The 17,040-nt window shown below is 73.7% G+C and carries 12 protein-coding genes; 8 read left to right on the top strand and 4 right to left on the bottom strand.

The window, feature by feature from the left end; all coding sequences use genetic code 11:
- The first annotated feature begins 29 nt into the window (after positions 1–29).
- Entirely contained in the window at positions 30–1,727 is a 1,698-nt protein-coding gene (gene glgP / locus PKC53_RS00245) for an alpha-glucan family phosphorylase (RefSeq protein ID WP_324425072.1), read from the top strand.
- A gap of 16 nt (positions 1,728–1,743) precedes the next feature.
- Here glgP and PKC53_RS00240 read toward each other — a convergent pair whose 3' ends face one another.
- From PKC53_RS00240 to PKC53_RS00230, 3 genes are all read right to left on the bottom strand, one after another.
- A complete protein-coding gene (locus PKC53_RS00240; protein ID WP_324425070.1) occupies positions 1,744–3,339 on the bottom strand; it encodes an ABC transporter substrate-binding protein in 1,596 nt (531 codons plus the stop codon).
- Positions 3,340–3,467: 128 nt separating this feature from the next.
- A complete protein-coding gene (locus tag PKC53_RS00235; protein WP_324425068.1) occupies positions 3,468–3,659 on the bottom strand; it encodes a heavy-metal-associated domain-containing protein in 192 nt (63 codons plus the stop codon).
- 106 nt (positions 3,660–3,765) lie between these two features.
- A complete protein-coding gene (locus tag PKC53_RS00230; RefSeq protein ID WP_324425066.1) occupies positions 3,766–4,422 on the bottom strand; it encodes a c-type cytochrome in 657 nt (218 codons plus the stop codon).
- A 120-nt stretch (positions 4,423–4,542) separates the two neighbouring features.
- Between PKC53_RS00230 and PKC53_RS00225 the strand changes: the two genes are divergently transcribed.
- Genes PKC53_RS00225 through PKC53_RS00210 form a run of 4 tightly spaced genes read left to right on the top strand, consistent with a single transcriptional unit; the run spans position 4,543 to position 8,572 of the window.
- A complete protein-coding gene (locus PKC53_RS00225; RefSeq protein WP_324425376.1) occupies positions 4,543–5,385 on the top strand; it encodes a MoxR family ATPase in 843 nt (280 codons plus the stop codon).
- A gap of 41 nt (positions 5,386–5,426) precedes the next feature.
- Positions 5,427–6,023, top strand: a complete 597-nt coding sequence (locus tag PKC53_RS00220) for a GNAT family protein (RefSeq protein ID WP_324425064.1) — start codon at positions 5,427–5,429, stop codon at positions 6,021–6,023.
- Positions 6,016–6,456, top strand: coding sequence for a GNAT family N-acetyltransferase (locus PKC53_RS00215; protein ID WP_324425062.1), 441 nt, complete (start codon positions 6,016–6,018; stop codon positions 6,454–6,456). Before PKC53_RS00220 ends, PKC53_RS00215 begins: the two co-directional genes overlap by 8 nt.
- A 31-nt stretch (positions 6,457–6,487) precedes the next feature.
- A complete protein-coding gene (locus tag PKC53_RS00210; protein WP_324425060.1) occupies positions 6,488–8,572 on the top strand; it encodes a S9 family peptidase in 2,085 nt (694 codons plus the stop codon).
- Here the strand turns inward: PKC53_RS00210 and PKC53_RS00205 are convergent.
- On the bottom strand, positions 8,546–9,739 hold the full coding sequence (locus PKC53_RS00205) for a GGDEF domain-containing protein (RefSeq protein WP_324425058.1): 1,194 nt from the start codon (positions 9,737–9,739) through the stop codon (positions 8,546–8,548). The two genes, PKC53_RS00210 and PKC53_RS00205, sit on opposite strands and share 27 nt — an antisense overlap.
- Before the next feature lie 143 nt (positions 9,740–9,882).
- Between PKC53_RS00205 and PKC53_RS00200 the strand changes: the two genes are divergently transcribed.
- Genes PKC53_RS00200 through PKC53_RS00190 form a run of 3 tightly spaced genes read left to right on the top strand, consistent with a single transcriptional unit; the run spans position 9,883 to position 17,011 of the window.
- Entirely contained in the window at positions 9,883–11,055 is a 1,173-nt protein-coding gene (locus tag PKC53_RS00200; RefSeq protein WP_324425056.1) for a VWA domain-containing protein, read from the top strand.
- The gene (locus PKC53_RS00195; RefSeq protein WP_324425054.1) at positions 11,052–12,905 is read left to right on the top strand and encodes a BamA/TamA family outer membrane protein; all 1,854 of its coding nucleotides are present in this window, start codon (positions 11,052–11,054) and stop codon (positions 12,903–12,905) included. The genes PKC53_RS00200 and PKC53_RS00195 overlap by 4 nt, the downstream gene beginning before the upstream one ends.
- A gap of 44 nt (positions 12,906–12,949) precedes the next feature.
- Entirely contained in the window at positions 12,950–17,011 is a 4,062-nt protein-coding gene (locus PKC53_RS00190; RefSeq protein ID WP_324425052.1) for a translocation/assembly module TamB domain-containing protein, read from the top strand.
- The last annotated feature ends 29 nt before the right edge of the window (positions 17,012–17,040 follow it).

The following is a 17,040-nucleotide window of genomic DNA, read 5'->3' as shown; positions in this document are numbered from 1 at the left end:
GTGGCGGCGCCGCCCACCGCCTGCGCACCATGCCCGCCCACACCCGCATCGCCTATTTCTCGATGGAGATCGCGCTGGCCGACGCGCTGCCCACCTACAGCGGCGGCCTCGGCGTGCTCGCCGGCGACACGATCCGCTCGGCCGCCGACGGCGGCGTGCCGATGGTCGCGGTGTCGCTGGTGCACCGCCAGGGCTACTTCCGCCAGCGGCTCGACGCCGTCGGCCAGCAGCGCGAAGAACCCTGGACCTGGCGCCCCGAGGACGTGCTGGCCGAGATGCCGGCGCGCGTGCGCGTGAACATCGCCGGGCGCGACGTGCTGCTGCGCGCCTGGCGCGACGAGGTCAAGGGCCACGGCGGGCACGTGGTGCCGGTGCTGCTGCTCGACACCGACCTGCCCGACAACGCCGACGACGACCGCCGCATCACCGACCACCTGTACGGCGGCGACGAACGCTACCGGCTGCTGCAGGAGATCGTGCTGGGCATCGGCGGCGTGCGCATGCTGCGCGCCCTCGGCTACGACGGGCTGTCGCGCTACCACATGAACGAAGGGCACGCGGCGCTGCTGGTGCTCGAACTCGGTCACGAGGAGATGCTGCGCCGCGGACAGAGCGTGGTCACGCGAGACCTGTCCGAGGCGGTGCGCCCGCTGTGCGTGTTCACCACGCACACGCCAGTGCCCGCCGGGCACGACCAGTTCCCGCTGCGCCTGCTGCGCGAGGTGCTGACCTGCTACGGCCACGCGTACGACCGCAGCGCGATCGAGTTCTGCCTGGACGGCAAGCTGAACATGACCTACCTCGCGCTGGACAACAGCCACTACGTCAACGGCGTGGCCAAGCGCCACGGCGAGGTGTCGCGGCAGATGTTCACCCACTACAAGGTCGACTCGATCACCAACGGCGTGCACGCCGGCTTCTGGGCCGCGCCGCCGCTGCAGGCGCTGTTCGACCGGCACATCACCGCGTGGCGCGACGACAACGCCAGCCTGCGCTACGCGCTGGGCATCCCGCGCCAGGAACTGTGGGCGGCGCACCAGCAGGCCAAGGAGGCGCTGGTCGCCGAGGTCAACGCGCGCTGCGACGCCGGCCTGTTCGCCAACGTGTTCACGCTCGGCTTCGCGCGCCGCGCGACGCCCTACAAGCGCCCCGACCTGCTGTTCCACGACCTGCACCGGCTGCTCGCGCTGCACCATGCCGCCGGCCCGATCCAGATCGTCTACGCCGGCAAGGCGCACCCGCGCGACGGCGGCGGCAAGGAACTGATCCGTCGCGTGTTCGAGCACATCGCCGCGCTGCGCGGCAAGCTCGAGGTGGTCTGGCTCGAGGACTACGACATGGCGCTCGCGCGGCTCATGGTCTCGGGCGTCGACCTGTGGCTGAACACGCCGCTGCCGCCGCTCGAGGCGTCGGGCACCAGCGGGATGAAGGCGGCGGTCAACGGCGTGCCGCAGCTGTCGGTGCTCGACGGCTGGTGGATGGAGGGCTGCATCGAGGGCGTCACCGGCTGGGCGATCAGCAACGGCCACGCCACCGCCGCCGGCGAAGACCGCGCCGGCGACGCGGCGGCGCTGTACAACAAGCTCGAGAACGTGATCCTGCCGCTGTACTACCGCGACCGCGACCGCTACATCGACGTGATGAAGCACGCCATCGCGCTGAACGGCTCGTTCTTCAACACCGAGCGCATGGTCGACCAGTACGTGCGCAAGGCGTACTTCGGCTGAGGCGAAGGCGCGCCGCCTAGCGCGGCCGCACGTTCACCCACTGCACCTCGAACCAGTTGTCGGCGCGGTGCACGACGTCGACGTTCGCGCGCGCGGCCCACGGGATCACCTGCCGGTGCAGCGGGAGGACGTGCACCTGCTCCTTGAACTCGCGCAGCGCCGCCTTGACGAGCTGCTCGCGCTTGGCCGGGTCGGCCTCGACGCTCGACGCGGCGGCCAGTTCGTCGAACTTGTCGTTGCGCGAGCGGCCGTAGTTGTAGAAACCCACGCCCTTGTCGCCGGGGTTGCGCATCACCGGCGTCAGCGTCGTCTCGGCGTCGGTCACCGCGCCGCCCCAGCCGAGCATGTACATGCTGGTGTCGTACTTCTCGAGCTTGGGGAAGTAGGTGGCGCGCGGCATCGCGTTGACGCGCACCCGCACGCCGATCTGCGCCCACATGCCGGCCAGCGCGATGCAGATCTCCTCGTCGTTGACGTAGCGGTTGTTCGGGCAGTCGAGCGTGACCTCGAAGCCGTTCGCGTAGCCGGCCTCGGCCATCAGCCGGCGCGCCAGCGCGACGTCGTACGGCAGGCGCTTCTCGATGTCGGCGTCGTTGTAGCTGCCCAGCGGCGACGGCGTCAGCCCGCCGGTGGGGTGGCTCTGGCCGTTCATCAGCCGCGTGCGCATCGTCTCGATGTCGACCGCGTGGTACAGCGCGCGGCGCACGCGCACGTCCTTGAACGGGTTGCGGTCCTTGACGCTGCCGTGCAGCAGCTCGTCGCGGTGCTGGTCCATGCCGATGAAGACGATGCGGTTCTCGGGCCCGTCGATCACCTTCACGCCCGGCGTCGCGCGCAGCCGCGGCACGTCGCGAGGCGCCGGGTCGAGCACGAAGTCGATCTCGCCCGACACCAGCGCCGCCAGCCGCGTCGCGTCGTTGGCGATCGGCGTGAACACGATCTCCTGCACGTTGCCCTCGTGGCGGTCCCACCACGCGGGGTTGCGCCGGTAGGTGGTGCGGATGCCGGGCTGGCGGCTCACGAGCAGGTACGGGCCGGTGCCGTTGGCGTTCAGCGACGCGTGGCTCTCCTCCTTGTTCTTGAAGTCGAGCGGGCGCGTCACGCCGTGCTTCTCGGACCACGACTTGCTCATCATCCACAGCGCGTCGAGGTGCTGCAGGAAGATCGGGTTGACCTTGTCCAGGTGGAACTCGACGGTCAGGTCGTCGACCTTCACCGGGCGGCCGACGCCGTTGGCGTAGTTGGCGATCTGCGAGGTCGGCGCCTGCGCGCGCTGCACCGAATAGACCACGTCGTCGGCGCCGAAGGCGCTGCCGTCGTGGAACTTCACGCCGGGGCGCAGCTTGAAGCGCCACAGCAGCGGGCCGACCTGCTGCCACTCGGTGGCCAGGCCGGGCACGATGTTGAGCTGCCGGTCGCGGCGCACCAGCCGCTCGTAGACCTGGCCGTTCATCATGTTGGTCATGGACTCGTTCTGCGAGTGCGGGTCCATGGTCTGCGGGTCGCCCTGGCTGGCCCAGCGCAGCGTCTGCGCGGCGGCGGGCACCGCCCACAGGGCGGCGCACAGCGCGGCGAGCCCGAGGAGCGGGCGCAGGAACGTGAGCGTCTTCATCGCGGCCCTCGCGGGTGACATGGCAAGACGGCGAGTGTAGGCACGCGCCCGCGGCGTGCCCGCGGGGCAAACCCGACCGCGGGCGCCGGCGCGGCGCGCGCGGCCGCGACCGCTGCCGCAAGCCCCGATCACCCCGGCTCGTAGCCCTCTTCGGCCAGCGCCGCGCGGAACGGCTCGGCGGGCTGCGTGGTCTCGATGCGCACCCGGTGGGTCGGCAGGTCGATCGTCACCTGCGCCTGGGCATCGACGCGGCGGATCGTCTCGGTGACGGTCTTCACGCAGTGCCCGCAGGTCATCGTCGGCAGCGTCAGTTCGATCATCGTGGCCTCGTCGTCGCGGTTCGCGAGGCGCGATGTTGGCACAGCCGCGCCGGACAGAAACGACGAAGCCGCCCGGGGGGCGGCTTCGCGCGGATGCGGCGGGCGGTCAGCGGCGGAAGCGCGGCTGCGGCACCGTGCGCAGGTCGCCGGGCAGCGACGCCAGGTACTCGGCCATCGCCTTCAGCTCGGCGTTGCTGAACTGCTGCACCATGCCGGCCATGATCGGGTTGGCGCGCCCGACGTTGGCGTTGCCGGTGGTGCGGTACGCGCGCAGCGACGCCGCGAGGTAGTCGGCGTGCTGGCCGGCGATCTTCGGGTAGCTGCCGTCGACCGGCTTGTTGAAGTTCTCGCCGTGGCACGACACGCACGCGCCCTTGGCCAGCAGCTCGGCCACCTTCGCCGGTGCCGGCGCGGCGGTGTCGGGCACCTCGGGGTTGGCGGCACCGTGGTCGGCGTAGTACGCGGAGAGGTCGGCGATGTCCTTGTCGTTCAGCGACGCCGCGATGGCGCGCATCGTCGGGTGCCGGCGCTCGCCCTTCTTGTACGCCTGCAGCGCCGCCGCGAGGTACTTCTCGCCCTGGCCCGAGATCATCGGCACCTTGTGGATCTCGGGGAAACTCGCCTGGTAGCCGGGGATGCCGTGGCAGCCGATGCACATCGCGACCCTGCGTGCGCCGTCCTGGGCGTTGCCGGCCGCGTCCTGCGCCGTCGCGGCGGAAATCGACCCGAGCAGGGCCAGCGTCAAGAGCAGTGCGCGCTTCATCGTCTCTCGTGTGCGGGAAGGGATGGCGAACCGTGCGCAGCGGCACGGGGGCTGAAACGGCGGCGATTATAGGGGGCGCCTATATACTGGCCCGACCCATTCGTACCCTTGCCGCAGATCATGAAGTTCACCGGTTCCGAGCAGTACGTCGCCACGCCCGACCTGATGCTGGCGGTCAACGCGGCGATCACGCTCAAGCGCCCGCTGCTGGTCAAGGGCGAGCCGGGCACCGGCAAGACGATGCTCGCCGAGGAGGTGGCCACCGCGCTGGGGATGCCGCTGCTGCAGTGGCACATCAAGAGCACGACCAAGGCCCAGCAGGGGCTGTACGAGTACGACGCGGTCAGCCGCCTGCGCGACAGCCAGCTCGGCGACGAGCGGGTCAAGGACATCCACAACTACATCGTCAAGGGTGTGCTGTGGCAGGCCTTCACCGCCGAACAGCCGGTGGCGCTGCTGATCGACGAGATCGACAAGGCCGACATCGAGTTCCCGAACGACCTGCTGCGCGAGCTCGACCGGATGGAGTTCTTCGTCTACGAGACGCACCAGCTGATCCGGGCCCGCCACCGCCCGGTGGTGATCATCACGTCGAACAACGAGAAGGAGCTGCCCGACGCCTTCCTGCGCCGCTGCTTCTTCCACTACATCAAGTTCCCCGACGCCGAGACGATGCAGCGCATCGTCGACGTGCACTTCCCCGGACTGAAGCGCGAGCTGCTCGCCGCGGCGATGAAGAGCTTCTACGACGTGCGCGGCCTGCCCGGGCTGAAGAAGAAGCCCAGCACCTCGGAGCTGCTCGACTGGCTCAAGCTGCTGGTGGCCGAGGACATCCCCGCCGAGGCGCTGCACAGCAAGGACGAGAAGGTCGCGGTGCCGCCGCTGGTGGGCGCGCTGCTGAAGAACGAGCAGGACGTCTCGCTGTTCGAGAAGCTGGTGTTCATGCAGCGGCACAACCGGTGAGCACGCCGCCGACCGGGCGCTGAGCGCGGGACGCGTTCCCGATGACCTGGCCTGCACCCGTGATCCTGCAGGGGCGCCACGCGGCGTTGCTGCCGCTGGACGCGTCGCACCGCGACGCGCTGGCCGACGCGGTGCGCGACGGCGAGCTGTGGCGGCTGTGGTACACGTCGATCCCCTCGCCCGAGGGCATGGCCGCCGAGATCGAACGCCGTCTGGCGCAGCACGCCGCGGGCCGCATGCTGCCGTTCACGGTGCTCGACGCCGGCGGCACGCCGGTGGGCATGACCACCTACATGAACGTCGACGCGGTGCACCGCCGCGTCGAGATCGGCAGCACCTGGTACGCGCGCCGCGTGCAGCGCACGCCGCTGAACACCGAGTGCAAGCTGCTGCTGCTCGCGCACGCGTTCGACACGCTCGACTGCATTGCCGTCGAGTTCCGCACGCACCGCTTCAACACCGCCAGCCGGCGCGCGATCGAACGCCTGGGCGCGCAGCTCGACGGCATCCTGCGCAGCCACCAGCGCGCCGCCGACGGCACGCTGCGCGACACCGCGGTGTACAGCATCACCGCCGCCGAGTGGCCCACCGTGCGTTCGCACCTGCGCTGGCAGCTCGAACGCCCCCGCGATGCCTGAGGCTGCGCCGCGCTTCGACGACGACCCCGACGGCGACGCGGTCGCCGCCGTCGACCACGGGCTCGACGAGGCGAACCGCCGCGCCGCGCCGCAGCTGGCCGACGTGCGCGCGCTGGCCTGCGTGGCGCGCGACGCCGACGGCGCAGTGATCGGCGGCGCCGTCGGCCGCACCTGGGGCGAGTGCGCCGAGCTGCAGCAGCTGTGGGTCGACGCGCGGCATCGCGGCCGCGGGCTGGGCACCGCGCTGCTGCGCCGCTTCGAGGCGCGCGCCGCCGGGCGCGGCTGCACGCTGGTGTACTGCAGCACCTTCAGCTTCCAGGCGCCGGCGTTCTACCGCCGTCTGGGATACGAGGAGACGCACCGCATCGCGGGCTTCGCCTGCGGCATCGAGAAGTTCCACTGCCAGCGGCGCCTGCCGCCCGCCGGCGGCTGAAGCCGCCCCCCCTCCACCGCGAGGCCACCCGATGAGCGACAAACGCAAGCCCCCCGCGAAGCGCCGCACGATGGACGTCGAGCTGCTGTGGCGCGTCGAGCGCGTCGGCGCGCCGAGCCTGTCGCCCGACGGCGCGCAGGCCGTCGTCGCGGTGACGCGGCACTCGATGGACGACAACAAGGCGACGTCGAACCTGTGGCTGCTGTCGACGCTGGGCGGGCGGCCGCGCGCGCTGACGCAGTGCGGCGACAAGGACGGCGCGCCGCGCTTCGGCCCCGACGGCCACCGCATCGCGTTCGTCGCCCGGCGCGATCAGCAGGGGCGCAGCGACGACGAGAACCAGCTGTACGTGATCGACGCCGACGGCGGCGAGGCGCGCCGCGTGGCCGAGGTCGCCACCGGCGTCGAGGCCTTCAGGTGGCTGCCCGACGGCCGGCGCGTCGCCTTCGTCTCGTGGGTCTGGCCCGACACGAAGGGGCCCAGGGCGCAGGCGCGACGGCTGAAGGCATTCAAGCAGCGCAAGGAAAGCGGCTACGCCACCGGCGAGGCGCTGTACCGCTACTGGGACCACCACGTGCCGATGGGCCGCGTGCCGCGCCTGCACCTGATCGACGTCGACGCCAGGCAGCCGACGCCGCGCGACTTGTTCGAGGGCACGCCGTACGAGCTCAGCCGCGCCGAGCCCGACGCCGACGCGTTCGACGTCTCGCCCGACGGACGGCGCATCGCCTTCGCGTTCGACCCGGTGCCCGAGAAGCGGCTCGACAACCGCTTCGCGATCGGCGAGATCGACCTGTCCGGCGGCGCCGTGCGCGTGCTCGCGCAGCACGCCGACTGGGACTTCGCCGCGCCGCGCTACGCGCCCGACGGCGACCGCATCGCGTTCCTCGCCAGCCACCAGGGCCGCAAGCACACGATGCCGGCGCAGCTGGCGCTGTGGCAGCGAGACGGCGGCACGTGGGAGGTGGTCAGCGCCGAGTGGGACCACGCGGTGAACGCGCCGCTGCACTGGGAGGACGACGGCCAGGCGCTGCTGTTCACCGCCGAGCAGAAGGGCCGCCGCCACCTGTGGCGTTTCGACCTGCCCGACCGCCGTGCCGAGGTGCTGGTCGCCGGCGGCTGGGTGCAGCACTTCGACAAGGCCGCCGGCGTGCTCGTCACCGCCGCCGACGCGATGCTGCACCCGGTGCGCGTGCACGCGCACCTGCCCGGCCGGCCGGCGCGGCGCATCGAACGTTTCAACGACGCCCTGCTCGCCGGCGTGGACCTCGGCCGCGTCGAGGAGGTGTGGTTCGACGGCGCCAGCGCCGAAGGCCGCACGCCCGACCCGGTGCAGATGTGGCTGGTCCACCCGCCGGGACTCGGGCGCGGCGGCCGCGGCGCGCGCAAGCACCCGGTGCTGCACGTGATCCACGGCGGCCCGCACACCGCCGCCGGCGACACCTGGCACTACCGCTGGAGCAACCCGGTGTTTGCCGCGCAGGGCTACGTCGTCGCCGCGGTCAACTACCACGGCTCGTCGGGCTTCGGCTACGCCTTCCTCGACAGCATCACGCACCGCTGGGGCCAGCTCGAGCTGGCCGACCTCGAGGCCGCCACCGACTGGCTGCGGCACCAGCCCTGGGTCGACCGCGACCGGATCTACGCCAGCGGCGGCAGCTACGGCGGCTACCTGGTCGCGTGGATGAACGGCCACGTGCCGCCGGGGCGCTACGCCGCCTACGTGTGCCACGCCGGCTGCTTCGACTGGGTCGGCATGTTCGCCGAGGACGCGTACACCTGGTTCCCGCAGGAGCTGGGCGCGAACTACTGGGACGACATGGCGCGCGTGCACGCGCAGAGCCCGCACGCCTTCGCCGCGGCGATGGCCACGCCGACGCTGGTGATCCACGGCGCGCTCGACTACCGCGTGCCCGACGCGCAGGGGCTGGCGTACTACAACACGCTCAAGGCCAGGGGCGTCGACGCACGGCTGCTGTGGTTCCCCGACGAGAACCACTGGGTGCTCAAGCCGCGCAACAGCCGCATGTGGTACGGCGAGTTCTTCGCCTGGCTCGAGCGGCACGCGCGGTCGAGCGCGGCGCGGCGCTCAGGCCGCGAGCGGCTGCGGCGCTGAGGCGCCGGCCGCCGCCAGCACCGCGCGGTCGCGCCCGCCGTCCTTCGCGGCGTACAGCGCGCGGTCGACACGGCGCCACAGCGCGTCCGGCGACTCGTCGCGGTCGTCGGCGACGACCACGCCGAGGCTGACCGTCACGCGCAGGCTGCCGTCGGCGACGTCGAAGCGGCGCGCCCGCACCTCGCCGAGCAGCCGGCGCGCGGCGCGCTCGGCGGCGCCGAGGTCCGCCTCGGGCAGCAGCACGCAGAACTCCTCGCCGCCGGTGCGTGCGACGCGGTCCAGCTCGCGGCAGCTGCCGCGCAGCGTGTCGGCCAGACCCGCGAGCACCGCGTCGCCGGCCGCGTGGCCGTGCGTGTCGTTGATGCGCTTGAAGCTGTCGATGTCGACGGCCACCAGCGCGTAGGGCCGGCCGTAGCGGCGCAGCCGCTCGTGCTCGACCTGCAGCGCCAGCTCGAGCCCGCGGCGGTTCAGCACGCCGGTCAGCGCGTCGTGCCGCGACAGGTGCTGCAGGCGGCGCACCAGGCGCAGCACGACCATCGCGCACAGGCCGGCGTTGAGCATCATGCCCAGCGCGATGAAGGCGAACATCAGTGCGACGTTGACCCCGGTGTCGACGGTCAGCGGCAGCCCGGCCCGGTGACCGCTCCACAGCGGGCTGGCCCCGCGCAGCGCGAGCAGCGCGGCGATCAGCCACAGCGGCACCGAGCAGGCCCACGCGGCCAGCGCGCCGAACTCGCGCCGCAGCCCACGCACCAACTCGGCGCCGCCGCGCAGCAGGCTCCAGGCCATGCCCGCGGTGCCCGCGACCCGCGCGACGGCCGGGTCGACGACGCCGGCCACCGACGCGACGACCGCCGCCGCCGTGAGCGCGACCACACCGGCGTGCTCGGCATCGGTCACGCGCAGCCGGGCGAACCGCTGGATGCCGCGGCGGGCCACGGCGAACGCCAGCACGTTGACCACGTACGGCAGCGCGCGGCCGGCCCAGGGCCCGATGGCGTCGCGCTCGATCAGCAGCGCCATGCCCGCGGCCAGCAGCAGCGTCGTCGCGCCCCAGTGCAGCGCGGGCCGGCGCGCCAGCCGCAGCCAGGCCGCGCCCAGCCACACCAGGCCGAAAAAACCCTGCTGCAGCAGCACGATGGCGATCAGGACCTGGACGTTCGTCATGGGCGCACGCGGCGACCGGGAGGGTCGCGTGCCCTCGGCATATCGGCCAATCCGCGCCGAAGTGAAGCCCGCCGGCGCGCCGGGCCGCCTTGGTCCACAATCGCCCAGCGGGTCCGATGGACCCCGTTGCGGACCGAAGCGCCATGCTGATCGACTTCTTCTACACGCTGCGCGCGGCCAAGCTGCCGGTGTCGGTGAAGGAATACCTGACGCTGCTCGAGGCGCTGCGCGCGCAGGTCATCGGCCCGTCGGTCGACGACTTCTACTACCTCGCGCGCACCGCGCTGGTCAAGGACGAGGCGCACTACGACCGCTTCGACCGTGCGTTCGGCGCCTACTTCAAGGGCGTCGAGATGCTCGTCGACTTCAGCAAGGAGGTGCCGCTGGAGTGGCTGCGCAAGACGCTCGAGCTCGAGCTGTCGCCCGAGGAGAAGGCGGCCATCGAGAAGATGGGCTGGGACGAGCTGATGGAAGCGCTGAAGAAGCGCTTCGAGGAGCAGAAGGAGCGCCACGCCGGCGGCAGCAAGTGGATCGGCACCGGCGGCACCAGCCCGTTCGGTGCCTACGGCTACAACCCGCAGGGCATCCGCATCGGCCAGGACAAGGGGCGCAACCGAAGCGCGGTCAAGGTCTGGGACCAGCGCGCCTACAAGGACTACGACGACACCAAGGAACTGGGCACGCGCAACATCAAGGTCGCGCTGCGCCGGCTGCGCCGCTTCGCGCGCGAGGGCGCCGAGGAGGAACTCGACCTCGACGACACGATCCACTCCACCGCGGCGAACGCCGGCATGCTCGACATCAAGATGGTGCCCGAGCGCCACAACAAGGTGAAGGTGCTGCTGCTGATGGACGTCGGCGGCACGATGGACGAGCACATCCACCGCGTCGAGGAACTGTTCAGCGCCGCCAAGACCGAGTTCAAGCACCTCGAGTTCTACTACTTCCACAACTGCGTCTACGACTTCATGTGGAAGAACAACCGGCGCCGCTTCGCCGAGAAGTTCCCGACCTGGGACATCATCCGCAAGTACAACAAGGACTACAAGCTGGTCTTCGTCGGCGACGCGACGATGAGCCCGTACGAGATCCTGCAGGCCGGCGGCAGCGTCGAGTACAACAACGAGGAGCCGGGCGCCGAGTGGCTGCAGCGGCTGACGCACGCGTTCCCGAAGTTCGCCTGGATCAACCCCGAGCCGCAGGGCGTGTGGCAGTACCGGCAGAGCATCGCGATCGTGCAGCAGCTGATGAACCAGCGCATGTTCCCGCTGACGCTGGCCGGACTCGAACAGGCGATGCGGCTGCTGAGCAAATGACGCTCGCGCGCGCCGCGGCCGCGGCGCTGCTGGCGGCGCTGGCGCTGCTGGCCGCCGGTTGCGGCTCGACCGAGGCGCTGCGACTGCAGCCGCCACCCGAGCCCCCCCCGCCGCCGGCGGTGCGCCTGGAGGTGCGCGCCCCGGCACCGCTGCGCGAGCTGCTCGAGGCGCACCTCGACCTGGCGCGGCTGCACGTGCTCGCGCCCGGCGAGCCGGTCGGCGCCGACGAGCTCGACCGCCTGCTCGCGGCGACGCCGGCGCAGGCGCGCGCGCTGCTCGAGACCGAGGGCTACTTCGAGCCGACGATCGAGCTGTCGCGCGACGGCGGCGCGGCCGACGGCATCCCGAACGTCGCGCTGCGCATCGACCCCGGCGAGCGCGTGCGCGTCGGCACGGTCACGGTCGAGGTGCAGGGCGAGCTCGACGCGCTGGCGCGGGGCGGCGACGCGCGCGCGCGCGAGCTGACCCGCGCGCTCGTCGACGACTGGCGGCTGAGCGCCGGTGCGCCGTTTCGCAACGCCGAGTGGAGCGCCGCCAAGGCCGCGGTGCTGAACCGGCTGCGCGCCGAGGGCTACCTCACGGCGCAGTGGAGCGGCACCGCGGCGCAGGTCGACGTCGCCGACGGCCGCGCGCGGCTGTTCGTCGTCGCCGACAGCGGGCCGCTGTTTCGCACCGGCGAGCTGGTCATCGAGGGGCTCGAGCGCTACGTCGACGACCCGGTGCGCCACCTCGCCGGGTTCGCGCCGGGCACGCCGGCCGGCGAGAAGCTGCTGATCGACTACCAGGAGCGGCTGATCGCGTCGCGCCTGTTCGACGGCGCGACGGTGTCGGTCGACCCCGACGTGACCCGCGCCGCGGCCACGCCGGTGACGGTGCGCGTGCGCGAGAAGCCGCTGCAGGAGGTCACCGCCGGCGTCGGCTACAGCACCAACGTCGGGCCGCGCACGTCGCTGACGCACACGCACCGCAAGCCGTTCGGCTGGGCGGCGATCGTGCGCAACCGCGTCGAGCTCGGCCGCAAGCTGCAGTCGTGGGACGGCGAGCTCGCCGGCTACCCCGGCCCGGGCTACTGGCGCCGGCTGGTCGGCAGCGCGTACCAGCGCGAGGTGGCCGACGACGACGTCACCACGTCCTGGCGCGCGCGCGTCGGCCTGACGCAGGACACGGTGCGCATCGACCGCGCGCTGTTCGCCGAGGTCGAGCAGGCCACGGTGCGCGGACGCGACGCCGCGCTCACGCGCGACGAGCTGGTCAGCCGCACCGCCACCGCGTACTCGGGCAACTACCACTGGGTCTGGCGCGACCTCGACGACGTGATCCTGCCCACGCGCGGCGTGTCGGTGTCGCTGCAGGGCGCGCTCGGCTGGGCCACCAGCGACTACGCCGACAGTGGCGCGTTCTCGCGGCTGTACGGGCGCGTCACGGCGTACCGGCCGCTGGGCGGCTGGTACGCCCAGGCGCGCGTCGAGCTGGGCCAGGTGCTGCGCCCCGAGGGCGTGCAGGTGCCCGACACGCTGAAGTTCCGCGCCGGCGGTGACCACTCGGTGCGCGGCTACGACTACCGCTCGCTCGGCACCGTGATCGACGGTGTGGTCACCGCCGGCAACGTGCTGTTCACCGGCAGCGTCGAGGTCGCGCGGCCGCTGACGCGGCGCATGCCGTCGCTGTGGTGGGCGGCGTTCGTCGACGTCGGCCAGGCCGCCGACCGCTGGACCGACCTCGAGCCGGTGACCGGCGCCGGCCTGGGGCTGCGCTGGCGCAGCCCGGTGGGGCCGCTGTCGATCGACGTCGCGTACGGCGAAGCGATCCGCAGCTGGCGCACGCACCTCAGCGTGGGCGTGGTGTTCTGAACCGCACGGCGATGCGACGCTTCGCCAGGCCCGACGCGCGAGGCATGTCGCTGCCGCGCCTGCTGCTCGTGCTCGCGCTGGGGTTGCCGCTGGCGCTGGCGGTGCTGCTGGCCTGGGCGCTGGGCACCACCGCCGGCAGCGCCTGGCTGCTGGCGCAGGCGGGGTTGCAGGTCAGCGCGCCGCGCGGCGCGCTGGCCGGCGGCGCGTTCGAGGCGGCGCGCGTGCACTGGAGCGACGGCCGCTCGCGGCTGGTCGTCGACGACCTGCGATGGAGCGACCTCGTCTGGCGCTGGGCGCCGCCGGGCGCGTGGATCGGCGTCGACCTGGTCGACGCGCGCGCGCTGCGCGTCGAGTGGCAAGGCGGCGCGCCGTCGTCGAGCGACCGCGCCCCGGCGCCGACGCAACTGCGGCTGCCACTGCACGCGCGGCTGGTCGACCTGCGTGTCGAGCAGCTGCAGGTCGACGCGCTGCCGCCCGTCGAGGCGCTGCGGCTCGACGCCGAGGTCGGCGCCGACGGCGGGCGGGCGCACCGCGTGTCGCGGCTGGCGCTGCGCGTCGACGGCGTGGCGCTGCGCGCGCACGGCGAGATCGGCACCGCGGGCGACCTGCCGCTGCGGCTGCAGCTCGACGCGCAATCGGCGCCCGGGCGCGCGCCCTGGATCGGGCAGCTGCGCGTCGACGGCCCGCTGCAGCGGCTGCAGGCGAGCGCGCGCGTCGACAGCCGCGACCCGGCGGCGACGCTCGACGCCCGCGCGACGCTAGAGCCGTTCGCCGCCTGGCCGCTGCAGGCGCTGCAGCTCGAGGTGCGCGACTTCGACCTCGCGTCGCTGTCGGCACAGGCGCCCGCGACCCGGCTGAGCGGGCGCGCCGACGTGCGCAGCAGCGCGATCGACGCGCCGATCGAGGCTGACATCGACATCGTCAACGCGCTGCCCGGTCGCTGGGACCGCGCGCGGCTGCCGCTGCAGCGGCTGCAGCTGACGTTGCGCGGCCGCGCCGACGCGCGCGACACGCTCGAGCTGCTGCGGCTCGACGCCCGGCTGGGCCACGAGCGCGGCGTTGCCGGACGCGCCAGCGGCAGCGGGCGCTGGCAAGGCGACACGCTGCAGCTCGACCTGCGCGTCGAAGCGCTGCGCCCCGACGCGCTCGACGCCCGCGCGCCGGCGATGACCATCGACGGGCCGCTGACGCTGAACGCACGCGGCCTGCCCTCGCCCGATCCGGCCGCGGCGCGCGACGCTGCGGCGGCCGTCGTCGCCGAGCTGTCGGCACGGCTCGGCGGGCGCTTCGGCGCGCGGCCCGACGCGCCGCCGCTGCGCGTCGAACTCGCCGCGACGCTGCGCTCGGCCGGCCGCGCGCTCGACCTGACCGTGCCCCGGCTCGAGGCCGACGCCGGCGCCGCACGGCTGCGCCTCGACGCACGCGCGGCGCGCAGCGCCGCCGGCGCCTGGTCGCTGGCCACGCGCGGGCGCATCGAGCGCTTCGACCCGCAGCCGTGGCTCGCCGGTGTCGACGCGCCGGCGTGGCAGGGCCCGCACCGGCTCGACGCGCAGTGGGACGCCGACCTGCGCCTGCCCGCCGGCGCGGCGCCGGACGCGCTGCGCGGGCGCGCGCGCGTCGAGATCGGCGAGGCCAGCGTGGTCGCCGCGCTGCCGCTGGCCGGGCGCCTCGACTGGGCCCGCGCCGACGCCGCCGCGGCGCAGGGCAGCGCCGACCTGCGCCTGGCGGGCAATGTGCTGGCGCTGCGCGGCGACGCGGCCACCGGCGGGCGCTGGCAGGCGCAGCTCGACGCGCCGCAGCTGGCGCGGCTGGCGCCGCTGGCGCGCGCCTTTCCGGCCGCCGCGCGCTGGCTGCCTCGCGCCGGCACGCTGACCGGCAGCGCGCGCGCCGAGGGCCGCTGGCCGGCGCTGCGCACCGAAGGCGAACTGCGCGTCGCCGGGCTGCGCAGCGAGGCGCTGGGCGTCGACCGCGCGACGCTGCATTGGTCGCTGCCCGTCGACGCGCTGACGCGCCGCGACGCGCCGCTGCGCCTGGCCGTCGACGCCGAGGCGCTGGTGGTCGAGGCGCAGCGCGTGCAGCGGCTGCGCGCGCAGGTCGACGGCAGCGCCGCGGCCCACCGCTTCGAGGTCGACGCCGCGAGCCCGCTGCGACCGCCGGCGTGGACCGACGCGTGGCTGCCGCGCGGCGCCGCGGCCACCGGCACGCGGCTGCGCGTGGCGGGCGACGGAGGCGTCGAGCCGGTCGCCGACGGCCACCGCTGGCGCGCGCGCGTGGCCGACGCGCAGGCCGGCCCGCACGACGCACGCGGCGAGCCGATCGCTGTGGACTGGCTGCGCGCGCGATCGCTGGCACTCGCAGTGGAGCTCGGCGCCGGCGGCGTGCCGCGCGCCGCCCGTGCCGACCCCGGTCAGCTGCAGCTGCTCGACGCGACGCTGCGCTGGCGCGAACTGCAGTGGCGTGCCGCGCCGCAGGGCGGTCGGCCGACGCTGGAGGTCGACGCCGAGATCGAACCCACCGCGGTGGCCGCCTGGCTGCAACGCCTGCAACCCGATTTCGGCTGGGACGGCGACCTGCGCCTGGGCGCGACGCTGCGCCTGCGCGCCGCCGAACGCTTCGACGCCGACCTCGTCGTCGAACGCCGCGGCGGCGACCTGGCACTGGTCGAGGCCGGCAGCCGGCAGCCCTTCGGCCTGACCGACCTGCGCTTCGCGCTGGCGGCGCACGACGGCGTTTGGCACTTTACGCAGGCGCTGGCCGGCGCGCAGGTCGGGGTGCTGGCCGGTGCGCAGAGCCTGCGCCCGGGCGCCGCCGCGACCTGGCCGGCCGCCGACACGCCGCTGGAGGGCGTCGCCGAGCTGACGGTGGCCCACGTCGGCGTGTGGGCCCCGTGGCTGCCGCCGGGCTGGCGGCTGGGCGGCGCGCTGCACTCGAGCGCGACGCTGGGCGGGCGCTTCGGTGCGCCCGAGTACACCGGTGCGCTGACCGGCACCGGCCTGGCGGTGCGCCACGTGCTGCACGGTGTCGACGTGCGCGACGGCGAGCTGGCGCTGACGCTGGCCGGCGCGCAGGCGCGCATCGAACGATTCCGCTTCCGCGGCGGCGACGGCACGCTCGAGCTCAGCGGCGGCGCGACGTTCGGCGCCACGCCGCGCGCGCAACTGCGGCTGCTCGCGCAGCAGATGCAGGTGATCGGCCGCGTCGACCGCCGGCTGGTGGTCAGCGGCCACGCCGACGCGACGCTCGACGCGCAGGCGATCCGCGTCGAAGGCCGGCTCGCGGTCGACCGCGGGCTGTTCGACTTCAGCCGCGCCGACGCCCCCGCGCTCGACGCCGACGTCACCGTGGTGCGCCGCGGCGCATCGCCGCCCGGGCCGGCGCCCGTGCGCGAGCGTGCGGCGCAGCGCACGGTCGACGTGCGGATGGACATCGACCTGGGCCGCGCGCTGCGCCTGCGCGGGCGCGGGCTCGAGACCACGCTGCGCGGCCAGCTGGCGCTGACCACGCCGGGCGGGCGGCCGGCGCTGCACGGCACAGTGCGCGCCGAGGACGGCGGCTACAACGCCTACGGTCAGCGGCTGCAGATCGACCGTGGCGAAGTGGTATTCACCGGCGCCGTCGACAACCCGCGGCTCGACATCCTCGCCGTGCGGCCGAACCTGGACGTCGAGGTCGGCGTGGAGATCGGCGGCACCGCGCAGAGCCCGCGCGTGCGCCTGTACAGCGACCCGCCGATGCCCGACGTCGACAAGCTGTCGTGGCTGCTGCTCGGCCGCGAGCCCGACGGGCTCGGCCGTGCCGACGCGGCCCTGCTGCAAAGCGCCGCGCTGGCGCTGCTGGCCGGCGAGGACGGCGGCGTCAACGTGCTGCAGCGCCTGGGTATCGACGAGCTGTCGGTGGCGCAGACCGAAGACGGCGACTTGCGCGACACCGTGGTCACCGTCGGCAAGCAGCTCAGCCGCCGCTGGTACGTGGCCTACGAACGCGGCGTCAACGCCACCGCGGGCAGCTGGCAGCTGATCTACCGCGCCGCGCGGCGCCTGACGATCCGCGCACAGACCGGCGACGACACCGCGCTCGACGTGATCTGGACCTGGCGCTGGGACTGAGGGCCGCGGCTCCAAGGCCGCCTGCGCGG

This window comes from Azohydromonas sp. (assembly GCF_035325925.1).
Taxonomy (GTDB): Bacteria; Pseudomonadota; Gammaproteobacteria; order Burkholderiales; family Burkholderiaceae_C; genus Calidifontimicrobium.
The sequence above is the reverse complement of the archived record's forward strand: the minus strand, read 5'-3'. Positions and strand labels throughout refer to the sequence as shown.

Coding starts and splice junctions, on each gene's coding strand:
- PKC53_RS00195 (WP_324425054.1), top strand. CDS start 11,052: ATGACGCTCGCGCGCGCCGCGGCCGCGGCGCTGCTGGCGGCGCTGGCG.
- PKC53_RS00190 (WP_324425052.1), top strand. CDS start 12,950: ATGTCGCTGCCGCGCCTGCTGCTCGTGCTCGCGCTGGGGTTGCCGCTG.
- PKC53_RS00235 (WP_324425068.1), bottom strand. CDS start 3,659: ATGATCGAACTGACGCTGCCGACGATGACCTGCGGGCACTGCGTGAAG.
- PKC53_RS00215 (WP_324425062.1), top strand. CDS start 6,016: ATGCCTGAGGCTGCGCCGCGCTTCGACGACGACCCCGACGGCGACGCG.
- PKC53_RS00240 (WP_324425070.1), bottom strand. CDS start 3,339: ATGAAGACGCTCACGTTCCTGCGCCCGCTCCTCGGGCTCGCCGCGCTG.
- PKC53_RS00205 (WP_324425058.1), bottom strand. CDS start 9,739: ATGACGAACGTCCAGGTCCTGATCGCCATCGTGCTGCTGCAGCAGGGT.
- PKC53_RS00225 (WP_324425376.1), top strand. CDS start 4,543: ATGAAGTTCACCGGTTCCGAGCAGTACGTCGCCACGCCCGACCTGATG.
- PKC53_RS00230 (WP_324425066.1), bottom strand. CDS start 4,422: ATGAAGCGCGCACTGCTCTTGACGCTGGCCCTGCTCGGGTCGATTTCC.
- PKC53_RS00210 (WP_324425060.1), top strand. CDS start 6,488: ATGAGCGACAAACGCAAGCCCCCCGCGAAGCGCCGCACGATGGACGTC.
- PKC53_RS00220 (WP_324425064.1), top strand. CDS start 5,427: ATGACCTGGCCTGCACCCGTGATCCTGCAGGGGCGCCACGCGGCGTTG.
- PKC53_RS00200 (WP_324425056.1), top strand. CDS start 9,883: ATGCTGATCGACTTCTTCTACACGCTGCGCGCGGCCAAGCTGCCGGTG.
- glgP (WP_324425072.1), top strand. CDS start 30: ATGCCCGCCCACACCCGCATCGCCTATTTCTCGATGGAGATCGCGCTG.